The sequence below is a fragment of the Clostridium sp. genome, assembly GCF_047718555.1.
Taxonomy (GTDB): Bacteria; Bacillota; Clostridia; order Clostridiales; family Clostridiaceae; genus Clostridium_I.
The window spans coordinates 1-17,936 of sequence record NZ_JBDNRK010000006.1; the positions used below are offsets into that span (position 1 = coordinate 1).

The window sequence follows — 17,936 nt, forward strand, 5'->3', positions numbered from 1 at the left end:
AAAAAAAGATTTTGGTTCTCTGCTTTTCTTCAAGTGGGAGTTCAACGCCAAGTAAGCCATGCATTTGCAGTTCTAAAATTCAGATGGGGTAAAAGAATTCCCACCTGAATTAAGAACTTGCTTCAATTGATAAAGTATAATAATGTATCTGAAAATAAATAAAAGGTCAAAGATTGTTATCGTATTGACTTGGCTGGTTATTTATTTATGATGCCTAAATATAAGGGAAGGGTTTTACCGTTCCCTTAATTTTAAGTTAGAAACTCTTAAATAAAGAAAATATTGCTCTAGATAAATTGTATAAAGATAAAGTATAATTATTTATAGTGTATACAAATTATACTATTGGTATATTCAGTTAAGAGTAAATAACTAATTACGTAGGTGGTGAATGGGATGGCAAAAAAAGATTTTTATGAGGTGCTTGGATTGCAAAAGGGTGCCAGTGATGATGAAATAAAGAAAGCTTTTAGAAAGCTAGCTATAAAATATCATCCAGATAAAAATCAGGGAAACAAAGAAGCAGAAGAAAAGTTTAAAGAAATTAATGAGGCTTATCAGGTTTTATCTGACCCTCAAAAGAAAGCACAATATGACCAATTTGGTACTGCTGATTTCAATGGCGCTGGCGCTGGAGGCTTTGGCGGCTATGATGCAAGTGGTTTTGACTTCTCAGATTTAGGAGATATTTTTGGATCATTTTTCGGAGGTGGATTTTCTCAAGGCGGAGGGAGAAGACCAAATGCTCCTCAAAGAGGAAATGATATGGAATATTCCATAAATCTAACCTTTGAAGAAGCTGTTTTTGGAGTAGATAAAGAAATATCTATTACCAGAAGTGAATCCTGTGAAACCTGTCATGGGACCGGAGCGAAGCCTGGAACTTCTCCGAAAACTTGTGATAAATGTCATGGCAGCGGACGTATAAGAGTTCAAAGGAATACACCTCTTGGAAGCTTTGTAAGTGAAAGTACCTGTGATAAATGTGGTGGCAAGGGAACTATAGTTTCAGATCCATGTCATGATTGTCATGGTGCTGGTGTGCAAAGAAAGAAGAGAAAGATAACAGTAAAGATACCAGCAGGAGTGGATACTGGAAATGTAATACCATTAAGAGGCCATGGAGAACATGGAAAAAATGGTGGCCCTGCAGGAGACCTATATATAAATATAAGAGTAGCACCTCATAAAATATTTAAAAGAGAGAATTTTGATATATTTATAGATACTCACGTATCCTTTGCAGATGCAGCTCTAGGTGTTGAAACCAGAGTTCCAACCATAGATGGGGATGTTAAATATACAGTTCCAGCTGGTACTCAACCGGGAACAAGATTTAGACTTAGAGGTAAGGGCGTACCAAGAGTTAATGGAAGTGGTAGAGGAGATCAATACGTAAGAGTAATAGTAGATATACCAAAGACATTGAATGAAAAACAGAAAGAAGCTCTTAAACTGTTTGAAGAGGCAAGTGCAGGCACCTCTGAAGCTGGTGATAAAAAGTCTTCCTTTTATGATAAATTAAAACATGGATTTAAATAAGATGAGTTTAATTTATATATAAATTTAAAAATCGTACATATTATGTGCGATTTTTTTGATATAATAATACTAGGGATAAGTATTATTAAATAAAAATAATTTTAGGAGGGGTTTTTATGAGAATAAGTTTAGAATATGATGATATCAAAAAGTTACGGGGCTTAATTACTAGTAGAATAGATGAACTAAGATATGATATAAGTGATGAAATGCAATATGGGGAAGATGAAGTTAGGAAAGTAATAAGAGAATATAAGACTCTTCTTAAGAAAATTGATGAGCAAATAGAGGAAGCTGGTGTGGTAAAATAAAATTTATAATTTTTGCGCATTTCGGTTAAGAATTTTAGGTTTTGCCTAAAATAATAGATATAAGAAAATTACATAAATTTTCTTATATGCCCGGAATGCTTTTTTATTTTGTAAAATTCTTAAATTACTAATTGAAGGTTATTTATTTCACTTGCTATTTTTTTTTAGATGACTTACTATAGATTATTATATGAAAAAATTTAGATTAGGCTAATTATACTATGTTTATATATAAAGTAAAATCAATGGGTGTATATTAGAATACATGAAATATAAATTGGAGGAAATACATAATGGAAAAGGAATGGCTAGAGGTTAGCATAATTACAACTAGTGAAGCTGTAGAGGCTGTTAATGGAATATTATATAATACGGATGTTAAAGGAGTTTCCATAGAAGATCCTAATGATGTAGAGTTTAAAAAGAAGCATCCTGGTGACTGGGATTATTTTGATGAAACGCTTTTAAAAGTGAAAGATGGAACTACCATAAAGGCATATTACAAAGAAGACGAAAATTTTAATGAATACATAGAATATATAAAAAAATCTATAGATAACCTCAGTGAGTTTGGTATAGATAAGGGAGCTGGAGTTGTTACTGTAAATACAGTAAATGAAGCGGATTGGGAAAATAACTGGAAAAAATATTATAAGCCAACTAAAGTAGGAGCAAGAGTTGTGGTAAAGCCTATTTGGGAAGATTACGATAAAGAAGATTATGAACTGGTTGTGGAACTTGATCCAGGAATGGCTTTTGGTACCGGCACCCATGAAACTACAAGAATGTGCGTTCAGGCTCTAGAAAGATACGTTAAAAACGACTTAACAGTATTTGATATAGGAACAGGTTCAGGGATACTTGCTATTACTGCTGCAAAATTAAATGCTAAAAAAGTTATAGGTGTAGATTTAGATACTGTTGCTGTGGATTCAGCAAAACAAAATGTAAAATATAATGATATAAATAACATTGAAATTATACATGGCAACCTTATGGAAGTTATTGATGGAAAAGCCAATATTGTAGTTGCCAATATAATAGCAGATATAATAATGCTGCTTACTCCAGATGTACTTAAATTTCTAGAAAAGGGAGGTTATTTTATTTCCTCTGGTATAATAAAAGATAGGGCAGAAGAAGTTATTGCTACTCTTAAGAAAAATAGATTCGATATACTTGAAGTAAATAACCAAGGTGAGTGGATATGTATAGTAGCTCAACTTTAACCAGCAGTAGGGAGAGTGTAGGATTTTATGCATAAGTTTTTTGTGCCTGAAAACAATATTAAGGATAACATTGCCATTATTACAGGGGACGATGTTAAGCACATTTATAAAGTATTAAGGCTTAAAATAGGAGATAAAATAAATATAAATAATTGTATTGGAAAAGAATTTCTTGGGGAAATAAAATCTATAGATAAGGCATTAATCACTTGCAATATCATTGAAAATATTAATATAAATAATGAAAGCAATATCAAAATTCATTTATATCAGGGATTACCTAAGGCTGTAAAATTGGAACTGATAATTCAAAAAGCTACAGAACTTGGTGTAATGTCAGTTACCCCTGTCATAACGGAAAGGGTTATAGTAAAAAATGAGTTGAGTGAGTCAAAAAAAATAGAAAGATGGAATAAAATAGCCCTGGAGGCTTGTAAGCAAAGTAAGAGAACCATTGTACCTGAGGTTAAAAATATAATTAAATTTAATGATTTCTTAAAGGAAGTAGAGAATTTCGATTTAGTAGTTATACCCTATGAGAATGAAAAGAATCAAGGAATTAAAAATATGATTGCTAATTTAAAAGGAAAGAAAATAAATACTATAGCCATAATGGTTGGACCGGAAGGTGGCTTTGAAGAGGAAGAGATAAAGAAATTGAAGGAAATTGGTGCATATATAGTGACTTTAGGACCAAGAATTTTAAGAACTGAAACTGCAGGCTTTGTTTGTTCCTCTTTGTTAATGTATGAGCTAGGAGATATTGGAGGAGAAATTTAATGAAGGTTGCTTTTGTTACATTAGGATGCAGAGTAAATCAGTACGAAACTGAGGCCATGGCAGAAAAATTTATAAAAGAAGGTTTCCAGGTTGTAACACATAGTGATGCGGCAGATGTATATGTTATAAATACTTGTACAGTTACTAATATGGGTGACAGGAAGTCCAGGCAAATGATAAGTAAAGTTAAGAAGTTAAATGGAGAGGCTATAATTGCTGTAGTTGGATGTTACTCACAGGTTGCCTCTAATGAAATATCCAAAATAGATGGAGTAGATGTTATTTTGGGTACAAAAAATAAAGGGCAAATTGTATATTTTGTAAATAGAGCAATGAATGAGAAAAAGCAAATTATAGCGGTAAATGATGTATTTACGGATAAGACTTTTGAAGAGTTAAATATAGAGGAATACCAGGATAGAACAAGAGCTTTCTTGAAAATACAAGATGGATGTAACAGATTCTGTTCCTATTGCCTAATACCCTATGCAAGAGGTGGCGTATGCAGTAAAGAGCCTGAAAAGGTATTAAAAGAAGTAAAAAAGTTGGCTGATCATGGTTTTAAAGAAATCATTTTGTCAGGAATACATACAGCTTCCTATGGAGTAGATATAAAAGGAGATTATAATCTTGTAAGTCTATTAGAGGAAATAGATGAAATACAGGGAATTAATAGAGTGAGAATAGGTTCTATTGATCCTACTTTTTTTACTGAGGGAGTTATTGAAAGAATATCTTCTCTAAAAAAACTTTGTCCTCATTTTCATCTTTCACTTCAAAGTGGATGTGATGAAACACTTAAAAGAATGAATAGAAAATACACTTCAGAGGAATATAAAAATATAGTTACAGATCTTAGAAATAATATTAAAGATGTATCTATTACTACAGATGTAATTGTAGGTTTTCCTGGAGAAACAGATGAGGAATTCGATACTACCTATAATTTTCTAAAGGAAATAAAATTATCAAAAATGCACATATTTAAGTATAGTCCAAGAGAAGGAACTAAGGCCTCTGAAATGAAAAATCAAATTGATGGAAATACAAAAGAGAAAAGAAGCAAGGCTTTAATAGAATTAAATGATAGATTAGAAAGAGAGTTCATTAGTAGATTTATAGGAACTAAAGCTGAGGTGCTCTATGAAGATGTTTTTAAAGAAAATAATAATTTGTATGAAGGTTATACGCCAAACTATATAAAAGTAGTTTCAAGATCCAATAAGAGTCTGTGTTCAAAAATAGAGAATACAGAGTTGCTTGAAATTGAAGATGAATATTTACTTGGAGAAATTCACCATATCTAAAGGAAAATGAACTATTTTGTTGAATAAATAATATAGGGAGATGATAAAATGGAAGATTGTCTATTTTGTAAAATCATAAAAGGTGAGATACCTTGTGATAAAGTATATGAGGATGACAAGGTGCTTAGCTTTAAGGATATAAATCCAGAGGCACCAGTGCATGTGTTAACTGTACCAAAAAAACACATTAGCAGTACTAATGATTTAAAAGCTGAGGATGAGGAGCTTGTAGGATATATTTATACTGTAATGGTAAAAATTGCTAAGCAATTGGGCATATCAGAGAAAGGCTATAGAATAATATCAAATTGTGGAGAAGATGGTGGTCAAACAGTATCACATATACATTTCCACCTTCTAGGAGGTAAGAAATTAGATTAGCCTTTAGGTATAAAATAGAATAAATTTACAAATTTTATGGAAAATATTCTTTATTACCTTTGAAATTGTTGACATTAATAAATATAATGTTGTATAATAAACAATGTGCTACTTAGCCCATATAGAAGCTAGTTTAAATTTAAGATTTGAATTGTACTAGCGGAGGGAGGGATACAGATGTCAGAAATTAAAGTTGGAGAAAATGAAACATTAGAAAGTGCTTTAAGAAGATTTAAGAGAAAATGTGCTAGAGCTGGAGTTCTCTCAGAAGTGAGAAAGAGAGAGCATTATGAAAAACCTAGCGTAAAGAGAAAGAAAAAATCAGAAGCTGCTAGGAAAAGAAAGTTTAAATAGGGTTTTGAAAGAAGGTAGACGGATGTCCCTTAAGGAAAAGCTACAGCAGGATTGGAAAGATGCCTTAAAAGGTAGAGATAAATTTAAGGCCAATGTGATCAGTATGGCCAAAGCTGCTATTTTACAAATTGAAAAGACAAAAGCAGTTAAATTAAATGACGAAGAAGTTATTGAGGTTTTGGCAAAGGAAGTTAAGTCAAGACGTGACGCTTTGCTTGAATTTGAAAAAGGCAAACGACAGGATTTAGTTGATACAGCTAATGCTGAAATTGAAATTCTTATGAGTTACCTTCCTCAGCAATTAACAGAAGATGAATTAAAAGATATAATAAAAGGTGCAGCTAGTGAAGTTGGCGCTAATAGCATAAAAGATATGGGAAAAATTATGGCTGCTATAATGCCTAAAACTAAGGGACGTGCTGATAACAGCAAGATTAGTAGCTTGGTAAAGGAATATTTAAAATAAGTAATGTAATATGTTAAGTCCGGTTTTGCCGGGCTTTTTATTTTTTTGAGTAATTAATTCCATTTTCCTTTCATAAATTTACATGAGAGCATTTTTGTAGGTTAGAGGGTTAGAATATGCAGAATAAGATTTCAAAGGTAAAAAAGGATCTGGCTGAAAAATTAGATATACCTAGAGATGTTGTCTTAAATATACCTAAGATAATCATTGTTGGAAATGATGAAATAACCATCGAAAATCATCAGGGGATTTTACAGTTTAGTGATAATTTTATAAGAATAAAATCCAGTCTTGGTAATATAGGTGTACAGGGAAGTGGTTTTGAAATTCTATTTATTTCAGGTACGACTATAGTGCTAAGTGGCATTTTTAAGTCTGTGGAATATGAGGGGAAATAAAATGGGAGATAAATTTAATTTTAAAGAGTATAAAAATGGAATCATAACGGTACAGCTTCAGTCTAAAGAGATTGAGAGAATTATAAATGTGATGTGGAGTCATGGTATAGTAATAACAAATATAAAGAGAAATAGTATAAATGTTATAACCTTTGATACAAGCTTTAATAATTACTATAAGGTAAAAGAATTGGCTGCAAGGACTAAAAGTAAGATAAAGATAATAAATAGAAGAGGTATGATATTTCTTAAAATGAAGCTAAAGAATAGAATAGCTATGGTTTTGGGTGTATTTATTTTTATAGGAATTATATGCTATTTATCAAATTATATATGGGGTATTGATATAACTACTGAAAAAAATATCGCACCCTATGAAATAAGAGATGAGCTTAAGAATATTGGCATAACTGCCGGCATAAATAAAAGGAATATAAATGTGTACGATATAGAAGAAAAACTAAAGACTAATAATGAAAATATAATGTGGGTACGAGTGAGAATACAAGGCTCTAAGCTTAAGGTAACAGCTACGGAAAGGCAGTCACCCCCTGAGGTAATTAATGATGATTCACCCTGTAATCTTGTGGCAAAAAAAGATGGTCAGATAGTGAGAATATATACAAAGGCCGGAACTGCTGTGGTTAAGCAAGGGGATATAGTTAGAAAAGGCCAGCTTATTGTTAAAGGTGAGCAGGGAAACGAAGGGAGTACTTATCAGGTACATGCTAGTGGCAGCGTTATAGCTAAAATTTATTATGAAGAAACAAGGGAGGTTCCTTTGTCTAGGACGGAAAAAAATAGGACAGGTAATAAGATTATAAATTATTATATACCTATATTAGGTAAAAAATTTTATTTAAAAAATAGTTTAAACAAATTTGCCAAATATGATAGAATAGAAGAAAATGATAATTTCATAAAAAAGGAAATATACTATGAGGTTAAGGAAAAAAATATTAAAACAGATCCTGAAGTTGCTGTGAACCAAACCGCAGATGCTATATATCAAAATTTAGTGATAAATTTTGATAAGTCTGTTAATATTATTGATAGAGCAGTAGAGAGTAGTGTTCAGGGAAATATGTGTAAAGTAAGAGTGCTAGTAACTACAGAAGAAGATATAGCAGAAACTTCAAAATAAATAATTTGAGTAGTTGCAAAATAAATAGTGGAAAATGTCTTAGATAAACAAAAGGGTGAATTATATGAAATTATTAAGTTTAATAAAAGGAAAAAATGCGAGAAAGGTATATATTTTTTTTGTTACATTTGTTATAATTTACGGGATTATGCTTACTTCTCTTGTAACTCAGAAATACGATCTTAAGGAAGGCGATATAGCTAAAGCTGATATTAAAGCTTCAAGGGAAGTAGAAGATAGATTGGCTACTGATGCCAGAAGAAAGCAGGCAGCGGATTTAGTAGGTCAACAGTATAATAAAAAGACAGAGGTAGAGGGAAATTCAGAGGCAGATTTAAATACTAATTTTGATAAGATAAATAATATTAGAAATTCTAATGCAGATATAAATCAAAAAGCTTCTAATATTAAAAATTCTATACCTTATAATTTATCGGATATTGAGATTAATAATTTAATTTCAATGGGTAAAGATGATTTTAATAGTCTTCAAGCTTTAATTATAAAAAATATTAAGGGAATATATTCTAATGACATAAGAGAAAGTAATAGTGATGATGTTAAGAAAGCTCAAGATTATATAAATTTGCAATTTAGCAATTCTAAATTCAATAAAGATATAATTGATTTGGGAACTATAATATCTAATTCTTACATAAAGCCAAATCTTTTTTTAGATGAAGATAAAACACAGGAAATGAGAGATAGTGCGGAAAGGAAAGTATCACCTGTTATAATAAAAAAGGATCAGATTATTGCCAAAGAAGGGGAACCGGTAACAAAAGAACAATTACAAATGTTAGAAGATTTAGGACTTTTAGACAATAATAATAGTTCCAATTGGTTTATCTATATTAACCTTGCAGTATTGATTTTCATTATATTGTTTATAGAGGTATTTTATTTATATAGATATCATGAGGGATTGTTTAAGGATAACAGCAAATTAATACTTATATTTTTACTTAATGTGATTTCTCTAATTTTAGCTAGATCTATATATATTATTTCTCCGTTTTTAATTCCATTAGCGTGTATGCCTATGCTTTTAATACTTCTAATAGATGATAGGGTATCTTTATTTATAAGCATACTTAATTGTATACTTATTAGTGTAGTAGTTCAATTTAATACACAAATAACGCTGATTTCTATAACTAGTGCATTGATTCCGGCTATTGTTTTAAGAAAGATGCAGATGAGAAATGATATATTATATTCTTCTATTTATATAGCGGTAATAAATGCCATAATCACATTTTCAGTGGGCTTTTTAATTAGTAATAATGTTATAGATGTACTTACAATAACAGGATTCTCATTCCTAGGTGCATGCATTTCCGCTATATTAACTGTAGGTTTTCTCCCATTTTTAGAAAGTGTATTCGACATTGTAACCACAGTTAAACTTTTAGAATTGTCAAATCCAAATCAGCCTTTATTGAAAAGATTGCTAATGGAGGCACCGGGTACTTATCATCACAGTATTTTAGTAGCCAATATTGCAGAAGTTGCAGCAGAGAATATTGGAGGTAATCCGGTACTTACCAGGGTATGTGCCTATTATCATGATATTGGAAAAATAATGCGGCCTTATTTTTTCAAAGAAAATCAAATTGGAAAAGATAATCCTCACGATAAGATATCACCTAATTTAAGTGCTTTGGTTATAATTTCCCATGTGAAGGAAGGCTTAGAACTTGCAAAGGAGTATAAATTACCTAAAACAATACAGGATACTATAGCTGAACACCACGGAACTACTTTAGTTAGATATTTTTATATAACCATGAAAAATTCCAGTGAAAACCCCAATGATGTAAATGAAGAAAATTTTAAATACCCAGGTCCTATTCCAAAGACTAAGGAAAATGCTGTAATAATGCTGGCGGACAGTGTGGAAGCCTCAGTGAGGTCAATTTCTAGTCCTACCAAAGGTAAGATTGAAGAAATGGTTAATAACATAATAAGAGCTAGATTGGATGAAGGACAGCTTGATAACTGTGATTTAACTTTAAAGGATATAGATATTATAAGAAAATCTTTTTTAAAGACTTTAACTGGTATTTACCATCAGAGAATTGAATATCCTATAGATAAATCTCAAATAAAAAAATAAGGGAGAACTTTTTCATGATTTTTATTGATAACAGACAGGATAAAATAGACTTTTCCCTGGAAAATGAAAAAACAATAAGAGATATAATTGATTATGCACTTAAAGAAGAAGGAGTGAATATGCCCTATGAGATTTCAGTTATTTTAATTGACAATAGGGAAATAGAAGAGATAAATGATGAAATGAGAGGTATTCACAGCATAACTGATGTTCTGTCTTTTCCTATGCTGGAATATCCTGAAGGAAAGGTATATAAACAAGTTTATGGTGAAAATAGATTTGAAGATATTTTTCTAGATGAGGGTATGCTTGTGCTAGGAGATATAGCATTATCTTTAGAAAAAGCAAAGGCTCAGAGCATAGAATTTGATCATTCTTTTATAAGAGAATGTGCATATTTAACTATTCATTCAGTACTTCACTTAATGGGATATGATCATATAAGGGAAGAAGATAAAACAGTAATGAGAAAAAGGGAAGAAGAGATATTAAATAAATTCAACATAAACAGAATATAATGCTTCTAGGAGGATGCCTGAGTATGAAGGTAAAAAAGGTGGTAGATAGCTTTAATTATGCTATTGATGGAATACTGTATGCTGTTAGAACTCAAAGGAATATGAGAATAGAAATGATAGGCGCTCTTCTTGTACTTACAGCTTGTTTTTTTACAGCTTTGAGTAGAGTAGAATTACTAATTGTGACTATTACTATTACTATGGTTATAAGTGCAGAAATGATAAATACAGCGGTGGAATGTACTGTAGATATGTCCGCAAATTATTATCATCCATTAGCAAAAATAGCTAAGAATGTAGCAGCTGGTGCAGTACTAGTTACAGCCGTAAATGCAGTTATAGTTGGTTACATTATATTTGGAGATAAATTGAGACCTGTATCCTTTGCATTAATAGCAAAGATTAAGAACTCTAATCCCTATATGATATTTGTTATCTTGGTAATTGTATCTATTACTACACTTATAATTAAGGCTGTGTTTGGAGAAGGTACGCCCTTAAGAGGTGGTATGCCAAGTGGTCATAGTGCTATTGCTTTTGCAGTAGCTACTACCATTACTTTAATAGCACAGGAGCCAACGGTGATTATACTGAGTTACTTTTTAGCCTTTTTAGTTGCTCAAAGTAGGGTGGATTCTGAAGTACATTCAATACTTGAGGTGTTAGTTGGAGGCGTATTTGGCACACTTTTAACTATATTGCTCTTTAGATTGTTTGAATAGGAATTCACAATAGGAGATATTTATATATGGATTATAAAAAATTGATTTTAGAAGCATTAAAATACAGAGAAAGAGCATACGCACCTTATTCAAAATTTAAGGTTGGAGCAGCTGTAATAATGGAGGATGGTAAAATATATTCAGGTTGCAATATTGAAAATGCTTCCTATGGAGCAACAAATTGTGCTGAAAGAACCGCTATTTTTAAAGCTGTATCTGAGGGCGGAAAGACTATTAAGGCTATCGCTATCGTTGGAGATCTAAATAATTATACATATCCTTGCGGCATATGCAGACAGGTTATTGAGGAATTTTCAGATGATAGTACAGATATAGTTTTGGCAAAAAATGAAAATAACTATATTGTAAAGAGTCTTGATGAAATATTACCAGGAGCATTTTCAAAAAAAGATTTAGATTAGGCGTAATAAATAACCAAGGCATGTGAAAATAAATAGTAAGTCAAAGATGCGACGAATATTTTGAAGCATACAAGGAAGCAGGTTCCGAGGATAGTGGGCTATCTGAGGGTTCTGCTGACGCAGTAGGATTCAAAATAGGCTAGCATACTGACTAGTTATTTATTTGAATATGCCTAACAGTTTTAAAAGTAAAATTTATTAGAGAACAAAAGGAGAAAATATGTATAAATCAGGTTTTGTTACAATTATAGGTAGACCTAATGTGGGGAAGTCCACTTTGCTAAATTATATTATGGGTGAAAAATTATCCATAGTATCTAATAAACCACAAACTACAAGAAATAATATTCAGACAATACTGACAGGAAGTAATTCTCAACTCATATTTGTAGATACACCGGGAATACATAAACCAAAACATATGCTTGGAGAGTACATGGTTAAGGTTGCTACAGATTCCTTTAAGGATGTAGATTTAATAATTTTTGTAACTACTCCAGATGTTACAATGGGAAGAGGCGATGAATTTATTTTAGAGCAACTTAAGGGATTGAATATTCCTGTCTTTTTAATTTTAAATAAGATAGACGAAACTACTCAGGAGAGAGTTGCAGAGACTTTAAAAAATTACTCTGAAAAATTTAATTTTAAAGAAATTGTACCTATATCTGCGGCTAAAGGAAAAAATGTAGATAAACTTCTTGAAATAATGATAGAAAATATGCCAGAGGGACCACAATACTATCCTGAAGATATGCTTACAGATGTACAGGAGAGATTTGTTATAAGTGAAATTATAAGAGAAAAGGCGTTAAGACTTTTAACAGAGGAAGTACCACATGGTATAGCTGTAGAAATAATGTCAATGAAACAGAATGATAATAACAAATATAATATTGAGGCTACTCTATTCTGCGAGAAAAATTCTCATAAGGGAATTATAATAGGCAAAAATGGCAGTATGTTGAAAAAAATTTCTAAGTATTCAAGAGAAGATATAGAAGAATTTTTAAGAATAAAAGTTAATTTAAAAATTTGGGTTAAAGTAAAAAAGGAATGGAGAGATAATCCATTTTTACTAAATGAATTAGGATACAAAAAAATAAAAAAATAATTAATTCTAAGAAAAAAGGATAGAATATAGATAGTGGGGTGATTTTCTGTCTATATTTAATAGCAGAGGCGTAGTTATAAAGAGCCAGGATATAAAAGAAAATGACAAAATTTTATGGATATTTACAGAAAAATTTGGTAAAATAACTGTAATAGCAAAAGGTGCAAAAAAAAATAGAAGTAAACTTATGCCCATTTCACTGATTTTTTGTTTTGGTAATTATACTTTATTTAAAGGTAAGAGTATGTTTAATATAAATGAAGGTGAAATAATAGATTCCTTTCAGGAATTTTTATCTGACTTAGATACATTAACCTATACTTCCTATCTTTGCGAGTTGATTGATTTATCAATGACTGAAGGTGAGAGCAATAGAGCGCTATTTAAAATATTTGTTACTGCTTTTTATCTTATAAAAAATAAGGTTGGGGATATAGAAACTCTTACTAGAGCTTTTGAAATTAAGCTTTTAACGTTGACTGGATATGGTTTTAATTTAGATTATTGTGTAAAATGTAGAAAAAAGTTATCTGTTTCTAATTATTTTAGTTATCAATATTATGGTGGTATTTGTAATCAATGTGAAAAAGATAATGGAAAAAACATAAGTTTTGCTGCTTTTAAAGCGTTGAATTATTTATCTAAATTATCTATGGATAAAGTCTACAGAGTTAATCTTGATAGTAAAATTAAGGATGAAATCTACAAAATTTTAAGCGACTTAATTTTACAAAGTTATGGGAAAAAACCAAAGAGCTTAGAAATATTAAATAGTTTAAGAGGGAGTGATTAATGTGGCAGAAATAACATTAGAAAAAATTGATATTATAAGAGAGAGAACAGGAGTATCTTATACTGAGGCAAAAGCGGCATTAGAGGCTACAGATGGAAATGTGGTAGATGCACTGATATATATTGAAAAAAATGCAAAAACTACTAAAGAACAGATTTATACATCAAAAGAAGAATTTGTTGAATGGATGAAAGAGATTATACGAAAAGGAAATGTAACAAGAATTGTAGTGAAAAAAGATGAGAAAATTCTTGTTGATATACCTGTAAATGCAGGTGTAGCAGCAGGTGTTGCTATAATGGCAGCACTGCCAGCACTGCTTGCTGTAATATTTTTAACTGCTGTGATTACTAAAGTTACTGTAGAAATCACAAAAGAAGATGGAAGTGTAGAGGTAGTTAATAAAATTATAAAAGATGCTGTTTCAAATGTTAAAGATAAGGCAGAGGAAGTTAAAGATAAATTTACTAAGGACAGTGCTGATAAAAATAGCACAGGAGATAGTAATTCATATCAATATACTGTAAAGTTTGAAGATGTAGATAAAGAAGATAAGGAAGACAAAAACAACAAGTAAATAATAATTGTTGAGTAACTCCGTTAGAAGGTATAAAATTAAAATGATTTATACCTTCTAACGGAGTGATTTTTTTTGTTGATATCCTGCATTAAAATCACATAAAAATAAAAAAGTGCTATACAATTAAAATGGATCAAATGATATAATTGGATAAAGTAATTTTTTTGCCAATATGATGTATGTTAAAATTATGCAAAAATAAAAAGTGCTATACAATTAAAATGAATTAAGTGTTATAATTAGAATGTAAGATTTAGAAAGAGGGTGTCAATCATTAAATTATCACAAAGGCAAAAGGAAATAATAGATTTAGTAAAAGAAAAACAGCCTATAACCAGCGAGCAGTTAGCAGGAAAATTAAATTTGACAAGAGCAGCCTTAAGACCTGATCTTGCAATTCTTACAATGACGGGAATATTGGAAGCAAAACCTAAAGTTGGTTATGTTTATTCGAAAAAGCCATCATATAGCATTCTATATGATTATATAAGAAATATAAAAGCAAAAGATATAATGTCTAAACCAGTAGTTATAGACGAAGAAACTAAAGTTTATGATGCTATTGTATACCTGTTTTTAAATGATGTGGGGACATTGTTTATTGAAAACAAAGGCTATCTTGTAGGTGCGGTATCTAGGAAAGATTTTTTGAAAACTGCTATTGGTGGAACAGATATGCATCAGGTGCCAATAGGTGTCATAATGACTAGAATGCCAAATATAATTTGCGTAGAAGCAGAAGATGTGGCCTATTTAGCAGCTAAGAAAATAATAGAACATGAGGTAGATAGCTTACCTGTAGTTGAAAAAGTTATTGAAGGAAGTAAAGAATTATACAAAATTGTAGGAAAAATATCTAAGACAAATATAACAAGATTATTCGTAAAACTTGGAAATGATGTTTAGTTTAGGGTTTAATTAATTTTATTAAAATAAATAGAAAGTCAATAAAGGGGGATATTACTATGGAAAATAAAAAATATGTGTATCTTTTTAGTGAGGGAAATGCTAAAATGAGAAATCTGTTAGGGGGAAAAGGTGCTAATTTAGCAGAAATGACTAATTTGGGTATACCAGTTCCCCAAGGTTTCACTGTAAGTACAGAAGCTTGTATAAAATATTATGAGGATGAAAAAAATGTGTCTGATGACATCATTATTCAAATAAATGATGCTTTAGAGAAACTTGAGAAAATTACATGCAAACGTTTTGGTAATTCAGATAACCCACTACTTTTATCAGTAAGATCCGGTGCTCGAGTTTCTATGCCTGGAATGATGGATACTATTCTTAACTTAGGGTTAAACGATATCACTGTAGAAAAAATAGTAAAATTAACTAATAACGTAAGATTTGCGTACGATTCCTATAGAAGGTTTATTCAAATGTTTTCTGATGTGGTTATGGGAATTGAAAAGAGGAAATTTGAGGATTTAATTGATAAAATTAAAGAGGAAAAGAAAGTTAAATTTGATACTGAATTAGACGAAAATGATTTAAAAAAATTAGTGCTTCAGTTTAAAAAACTTTATGCTGAAGAAATAGGAAAACCTTTCCCGGAAGATCCAAAAGATCAACTTATAGAATCTGTAACAGCTGTTTTTAGATCATGGAATAATCCCAGGGCTATAGTATATAGAAGATTAAATGATATACCGGGAGAATGGGGCACTGCTGTAAACGTTCAAACTATGGTATTTGGTAACATGGGTAATACTTCAGGCACTGGTGTGGCATTTACAAGGAATCCAGCCACTGGAGAAAATAAAATATTTGGTGAATATCTTATAAATGCTCAGGGGGAAGATGTAGTTGCTGGTATAAGAACTCCACAGCCAATTACAAAACTTAAAGAAGATTCACCACAGTGTTATGAAGAATTTATAAATATAGCACACAGTCTGGAAAATCACTATAAAGATATGCAGGATATGGAGTTTACCATAGAACAGGGAAAATTATATTTTCTTCAAACAAGAAATGGTAAGAGAACTGCACAATCTGCTTTGAAAATAGCAGTAGACATGGTTAATGAAGGTTCACTTACTAAAGAAGAAGCTATTCTAAAGGTTGAACCAAAACAGTTAGAAACACTGCTACATCCTGCTTTTGATACAGATGAAATTAAAAAGGCTACCTGTATAGCCAAAGGTTTGCCAGCATCACCAGGGGCTGCTTGTGGTAAGGTCTATTTTACTGCAGAAGATGCAAAAAAATACCATGAAAAAGGAGAAAAAGTAGTGCTGGTAAGGCTTGAAACATCTCCTGAAGATATTGAGGGAATGGTTGCAGCAGAAGGTATACTTACAGTAAGGGGAGGTATGACTTCTCATGCTGCGGTAGTTGCAAGAGGTATGGGAACTTGCTGCGTGGCAGGTTGTGGCAAGATAAATATCGACGAAGAAAAAAAAGTATTTCAGGTTGGTGGAAAACAGTATTCTGAAGGAGATTATATTTCTTTAGACGGAAGTACTGGAAATGTATATGGTGAAGCTATAAAAACTACTTTACCTGAAAATAGCGGTGATTTCGAAATCTTTATGAAATGGGCAGATGATATTAAGAAGCTTCAGGTTAGAACAAATGCTGATACACCTAAGGAAGCTACGGAAGCAGTTAAATTTGGAGCCAAGGGTATAGGGCTATGCAGAACTGAGCATATGTTTTTTGAAGAAGATAGAATTCCAGCTGTAAGAGAAATGATAGTAGCAACTACTGTAGAACAGAGAAAGAAAGCCTTAGATAAGTTATTGCCAATGCAAAAGAAAGATTTTATAGGTATATATGAAGCTATGGAAGGTAAACCTGTAACTATAAGATTTTTGGATCCACCACTGCATGAATTTCTCCCATCTGAAGAAGAAGATATAAGAGCACTATCAAAGGAAATGGGGATAAGTTTTGATGAACTTAAAATTACAGTAGCTTCGCTGCATGAGTTTAATCCTATGATGGGGCATAGAGGATGCAGACTTACTGTATCCTATCCTGAGATTGCACAGATGCAAACTACTGCTATTATAGAGGCGGCTCTTGAAGTAAATAAAAGAAAAGGAATTAATATAGTACCTGAGATTATGATTCCCCTTGTTGGTGAAATAAAAGAGCTAAAATTTGTTAAGGATATAGTGGTAAAGACTGCTGATGAAATAATTGATAAAAGTGGAGAAAAACTTAAATATAGTGTGGGAACTATGATAGAAATACCAAGAGCTGCTCTTACAGCAGATGAAATTGCAAAAGAAGCAGAATTCTTTTCCTTTGGAACAAATGATTTAACTCAAATGACATTTGGATTTTCTAGAGATGACGCAGGTAAATTTTTAAATGACTATTATGAAAATAAAATATATGAATTTGACCCTTTTGAAAAATTAGATCAAATCGGAGTAGGAAAGCTTGTAAAAATAGCAGCAGAACTTGGAAAGAAAACTAGACCAGATATACATCTTGGTATATGTGGAGAACATGGAGGAGATCCATCCTCAGTTGAATTTTGCCATAACGTAGGGCTTGACTACGTATCTTGTTCACCATTTAGAGTACCTCTAGCAAGACTGGCAGCAGCACAAGCTCAGGTGAAAAATCCGAGGTAATAAACAGAGTTCTAGACATCAGTTTGAGTTCTTATACAGTATAATTATTAGAATTATAATATTAGGCGGTGCAGCAAGCGGCATCGCCTAAATCATTTTTTTATCCGATGACTACCATCCGTAATACTCCCATCGCACACAGCGAAAGCGATTCACACAA

19 protein-coding genes are annotated in these 17,936 nt (G+C 31.4%); all 19 read left to right on the plus strand.

Going from position 1 to position 17,936, the window contains the following annotated elements:
• The first annotated feature begins 396 nt into the window (after window positions 1–396).
• The gene (gene dnaJ / locus ABF633_RS03820; RefSeq protein ID WP_415522190.1) at window positions 397–1,542 is read left to right on the plus strand and encodes a molecular chaperone DnaJ; all 1,146 of its coding nucleotides are present in this window, start codon (window positions 397–399) and stop codon (window positions 1,540–1,542) included.
• Window positions 1,543–1,658: 116 nt separating this feature from the next.
• Window positions 1,659–1,853, plus strand: coding sequence for a hypothetical protein (locus ABF633_RS03825; protein WP_415522192.1), 195 nt, complete (start codon window positions 1,659–1,661; stop codon window positions 1,851–1,853).
• A gap of 293 nt (window positions 1,854–2,146) precedes the next feature.
• Complete coding sequence (gene prmA, locus ABF633_RS03830) at window positions 2,147–3,082, plus strand: 50S ribosomal protein L11 methyltransferase (RefSeq protein ID WP_415522194.1); 936 nt, start codon at window positions 2,147–2,149, stop codon at window positions 3,080–3,082.
• 27 nt (window positions 3,083–3,109) lie between these two features.
• Entirely contained in the window at window positions 3,110–3,862 is a 753-nt protein-coding gene (locus tag ABF633_RS03835) for a 16S rRNA (uracil(1498)-N(3))-methyltransferase (protein WP_415522196.1), read from the plus strand.
• Window positions 3,862–5,169, plus strand: coding sequence for a tRNA (N(6)-L-threonylcarbamoyladenosine(37)-C(2))-methylthiotransferase MtaB (gene mtaB / locus ABF633_RS03840; RefSeq protein WP_415522198.1), 1,308 nt, complete (start codon window positions 3,862–3,864; stop codon window positions 5,167–5,169). Before ABF633_RS03835 ends, mtaB begins: the two co-directional genes overlap by 1 nt.
• Before the next feature lie 48 nt (window positions 5,170–5,217).
• Window positions 5,218–5,550: a histidine triad nucleotide-binding protein gene (locus ABF633_RS03845; RefSeq protein WP_415522200.1), complete on the plus strand. Its 333-nt coding sequence runs from the start codon at window positions 5,218–5,220 to the stop codon at window positions 5,548–5,550.
• A gap of 177 nt (window positions 5,551–5,727) precedes the next feature.
• Entirely contained in the window at window positions 5,728–5,904 is a 177-nt protein-coding gene (gene rpsU / locus ABF633_RS03850) for a 30S ribosomal protein S21 (protein ID WP_003441547.1), read from the plus strand.
• Window positions 5,905–5,926: 22 nt separating this feature from the next.
• Window positions 5,927–6,370: a GatB/YqeY domain-containing protein gene (locus ABF633_RS03855; protein WP_415522390.1), complete on the plus strand. Its 444-nt coding sequence runs from the start codon at window positions 5,927–5,929 to the stop codon at window positions 6,368–6,370.
• A 116-nt stretch (window positions 6,371–6,486) separates the two neighbouring features.
• Entirely contained in the window at window positions 6,487–6,768 is a 282-nt protein-coding gene (gene yqfC / locus ABF633_RS03860) for a sporulation protein YqfC (protein WP_415522203.1), read from the plus strand.
• A 1-nt stretch (window position 6,769) separates the two neighbouring features.
• On the plus strand, window positions 6,770–7,912 hold the full coding sequence (yqfD, locus tag ABF633_RS03865; RefSeq protein ID WP_415522205.1) for a sporulation protein YqfD: 1,143 nt from the start codon (window positions 6,770–6,772) through the stop codon (window positions 7,910–7,912).
• A 64-nt stretch (window positions 7,913–7,976) separates the two neighbouring features.
• Window positions 7,977–10,031 (plus strand): HD family phosphohydrolase, encoded by a 2,055-nt coding sequence (locus ABF633_RS03870; protein WP_415522206.1) that lies wholly within the window; start codon window positions 7,977–7,979, stop codon window positions 10,029–10,031.
• 14 nt (window positions 10,032–10,045) lie between these two features.
• Window positions 10,046–10,549 carry an rRNA maturation RNase YbeY gene (gene ybeY / locus ABF633_RS03875; RefSeq protein ID WP_415522208.1) on the plus strand — a complete coding sequence of 168 codons (504 nt, stop codon included), beginning with the start codon at window positions 10,046–10,048 and terminating at the stop codon, window positions 10,547–10,549.
• 23 nt (window positions 10,550–10,572) lie between these two features.
• Window positions 10,573–11,271, plus strand: a complete 699-nt coding sequence (locus ABF633_RS03880) for a diacylglycerol kinase (RefSeq protein ID WP_415522210.1) — start codon at window positions 10,573–10,575, stop codon at window positions 11,269–11,271.
• 26 nt (window positions 11,272–11,297) lie between these two features.
• Window positions 11,298–11,693 carry a cytidine deaminase gene (locus ABF633_RS03885; protein ID WP_415522212.1) on the plus strand — a complete coding sequence of 132 codons (396 nt, stop codon included), beginning with the start codon at window positions 11,298–11,300 and terminating at the stop codon, window positions 11,691–11,693.
• A 220-nt stretch (window positions 11,694–11,913) separates the two neighbouring features.
• The gene (era, locus tag ABF633_RS03890) at window positions 11,914–12,807 is read left to right on the plus strand and encodes a GTPase Era (RefSeq protein WP_415522214.1); all 894 of its coding nucleotides are present in this window, start codon (window positions 11,914–11,916) and stop codon (window positions 12,805–12,807) included.
• Window positions 12,808–12,853: 46 nt separating this feature from the next.
• Window positions 12,854–13,600 carry a DNA repair protein RecO gene (recO, locus tag ABF633_RS03895; RefSeq protein WP_415522392.1) on the plus strand — a complete coding sequence of 249 codons (747 nt, stop codon included), beginning with the start codon at window positions 12,854–12,856 and terminating at the stop codon, window positions 13,598–13,600.
• A gap of 1 nt (window position 13,601) precedes the next feature.
• A complete protein-coding gene (locus ABF633_RS03900) occupies window positions 13,602–14,177 on the plus strand; it encodes a DUF4342 domain-containing protein (protein ID WP_415522216.1) in 576 nt (191 codons plus the stop codon).
• Window positions 14,178–14,444: 267 nt separating this feature from the next.
• Complete coding sequence (locus ABF633_RS03905) at window positions 14,445–15,086, plus strand: helix-turn-helix transcriptional regulator (RefSeq protein ID WP_415522218.1); 642 nt, start codon at window positions 14,445–14,447, stop codon at window positions 15,084–15,086.
• A gap of 59 nt (window positions 15,087–15,145) precedes the next feature.
• Window positions 15,146–17,776 (plus strand): pyruvate, phosphate dikinase, encoded by a 2,631-nt coding sequence (gene ppdK, locus ABF633_RS03910; RefSeq protein ID WP_415522220.1) that lies wholly within the window; start codon window positions 15,146–15,148, stop codon window positions 17,774–17,776.
• Window positions 17,777–17,936: the final 160 nt, after the last annotated feature.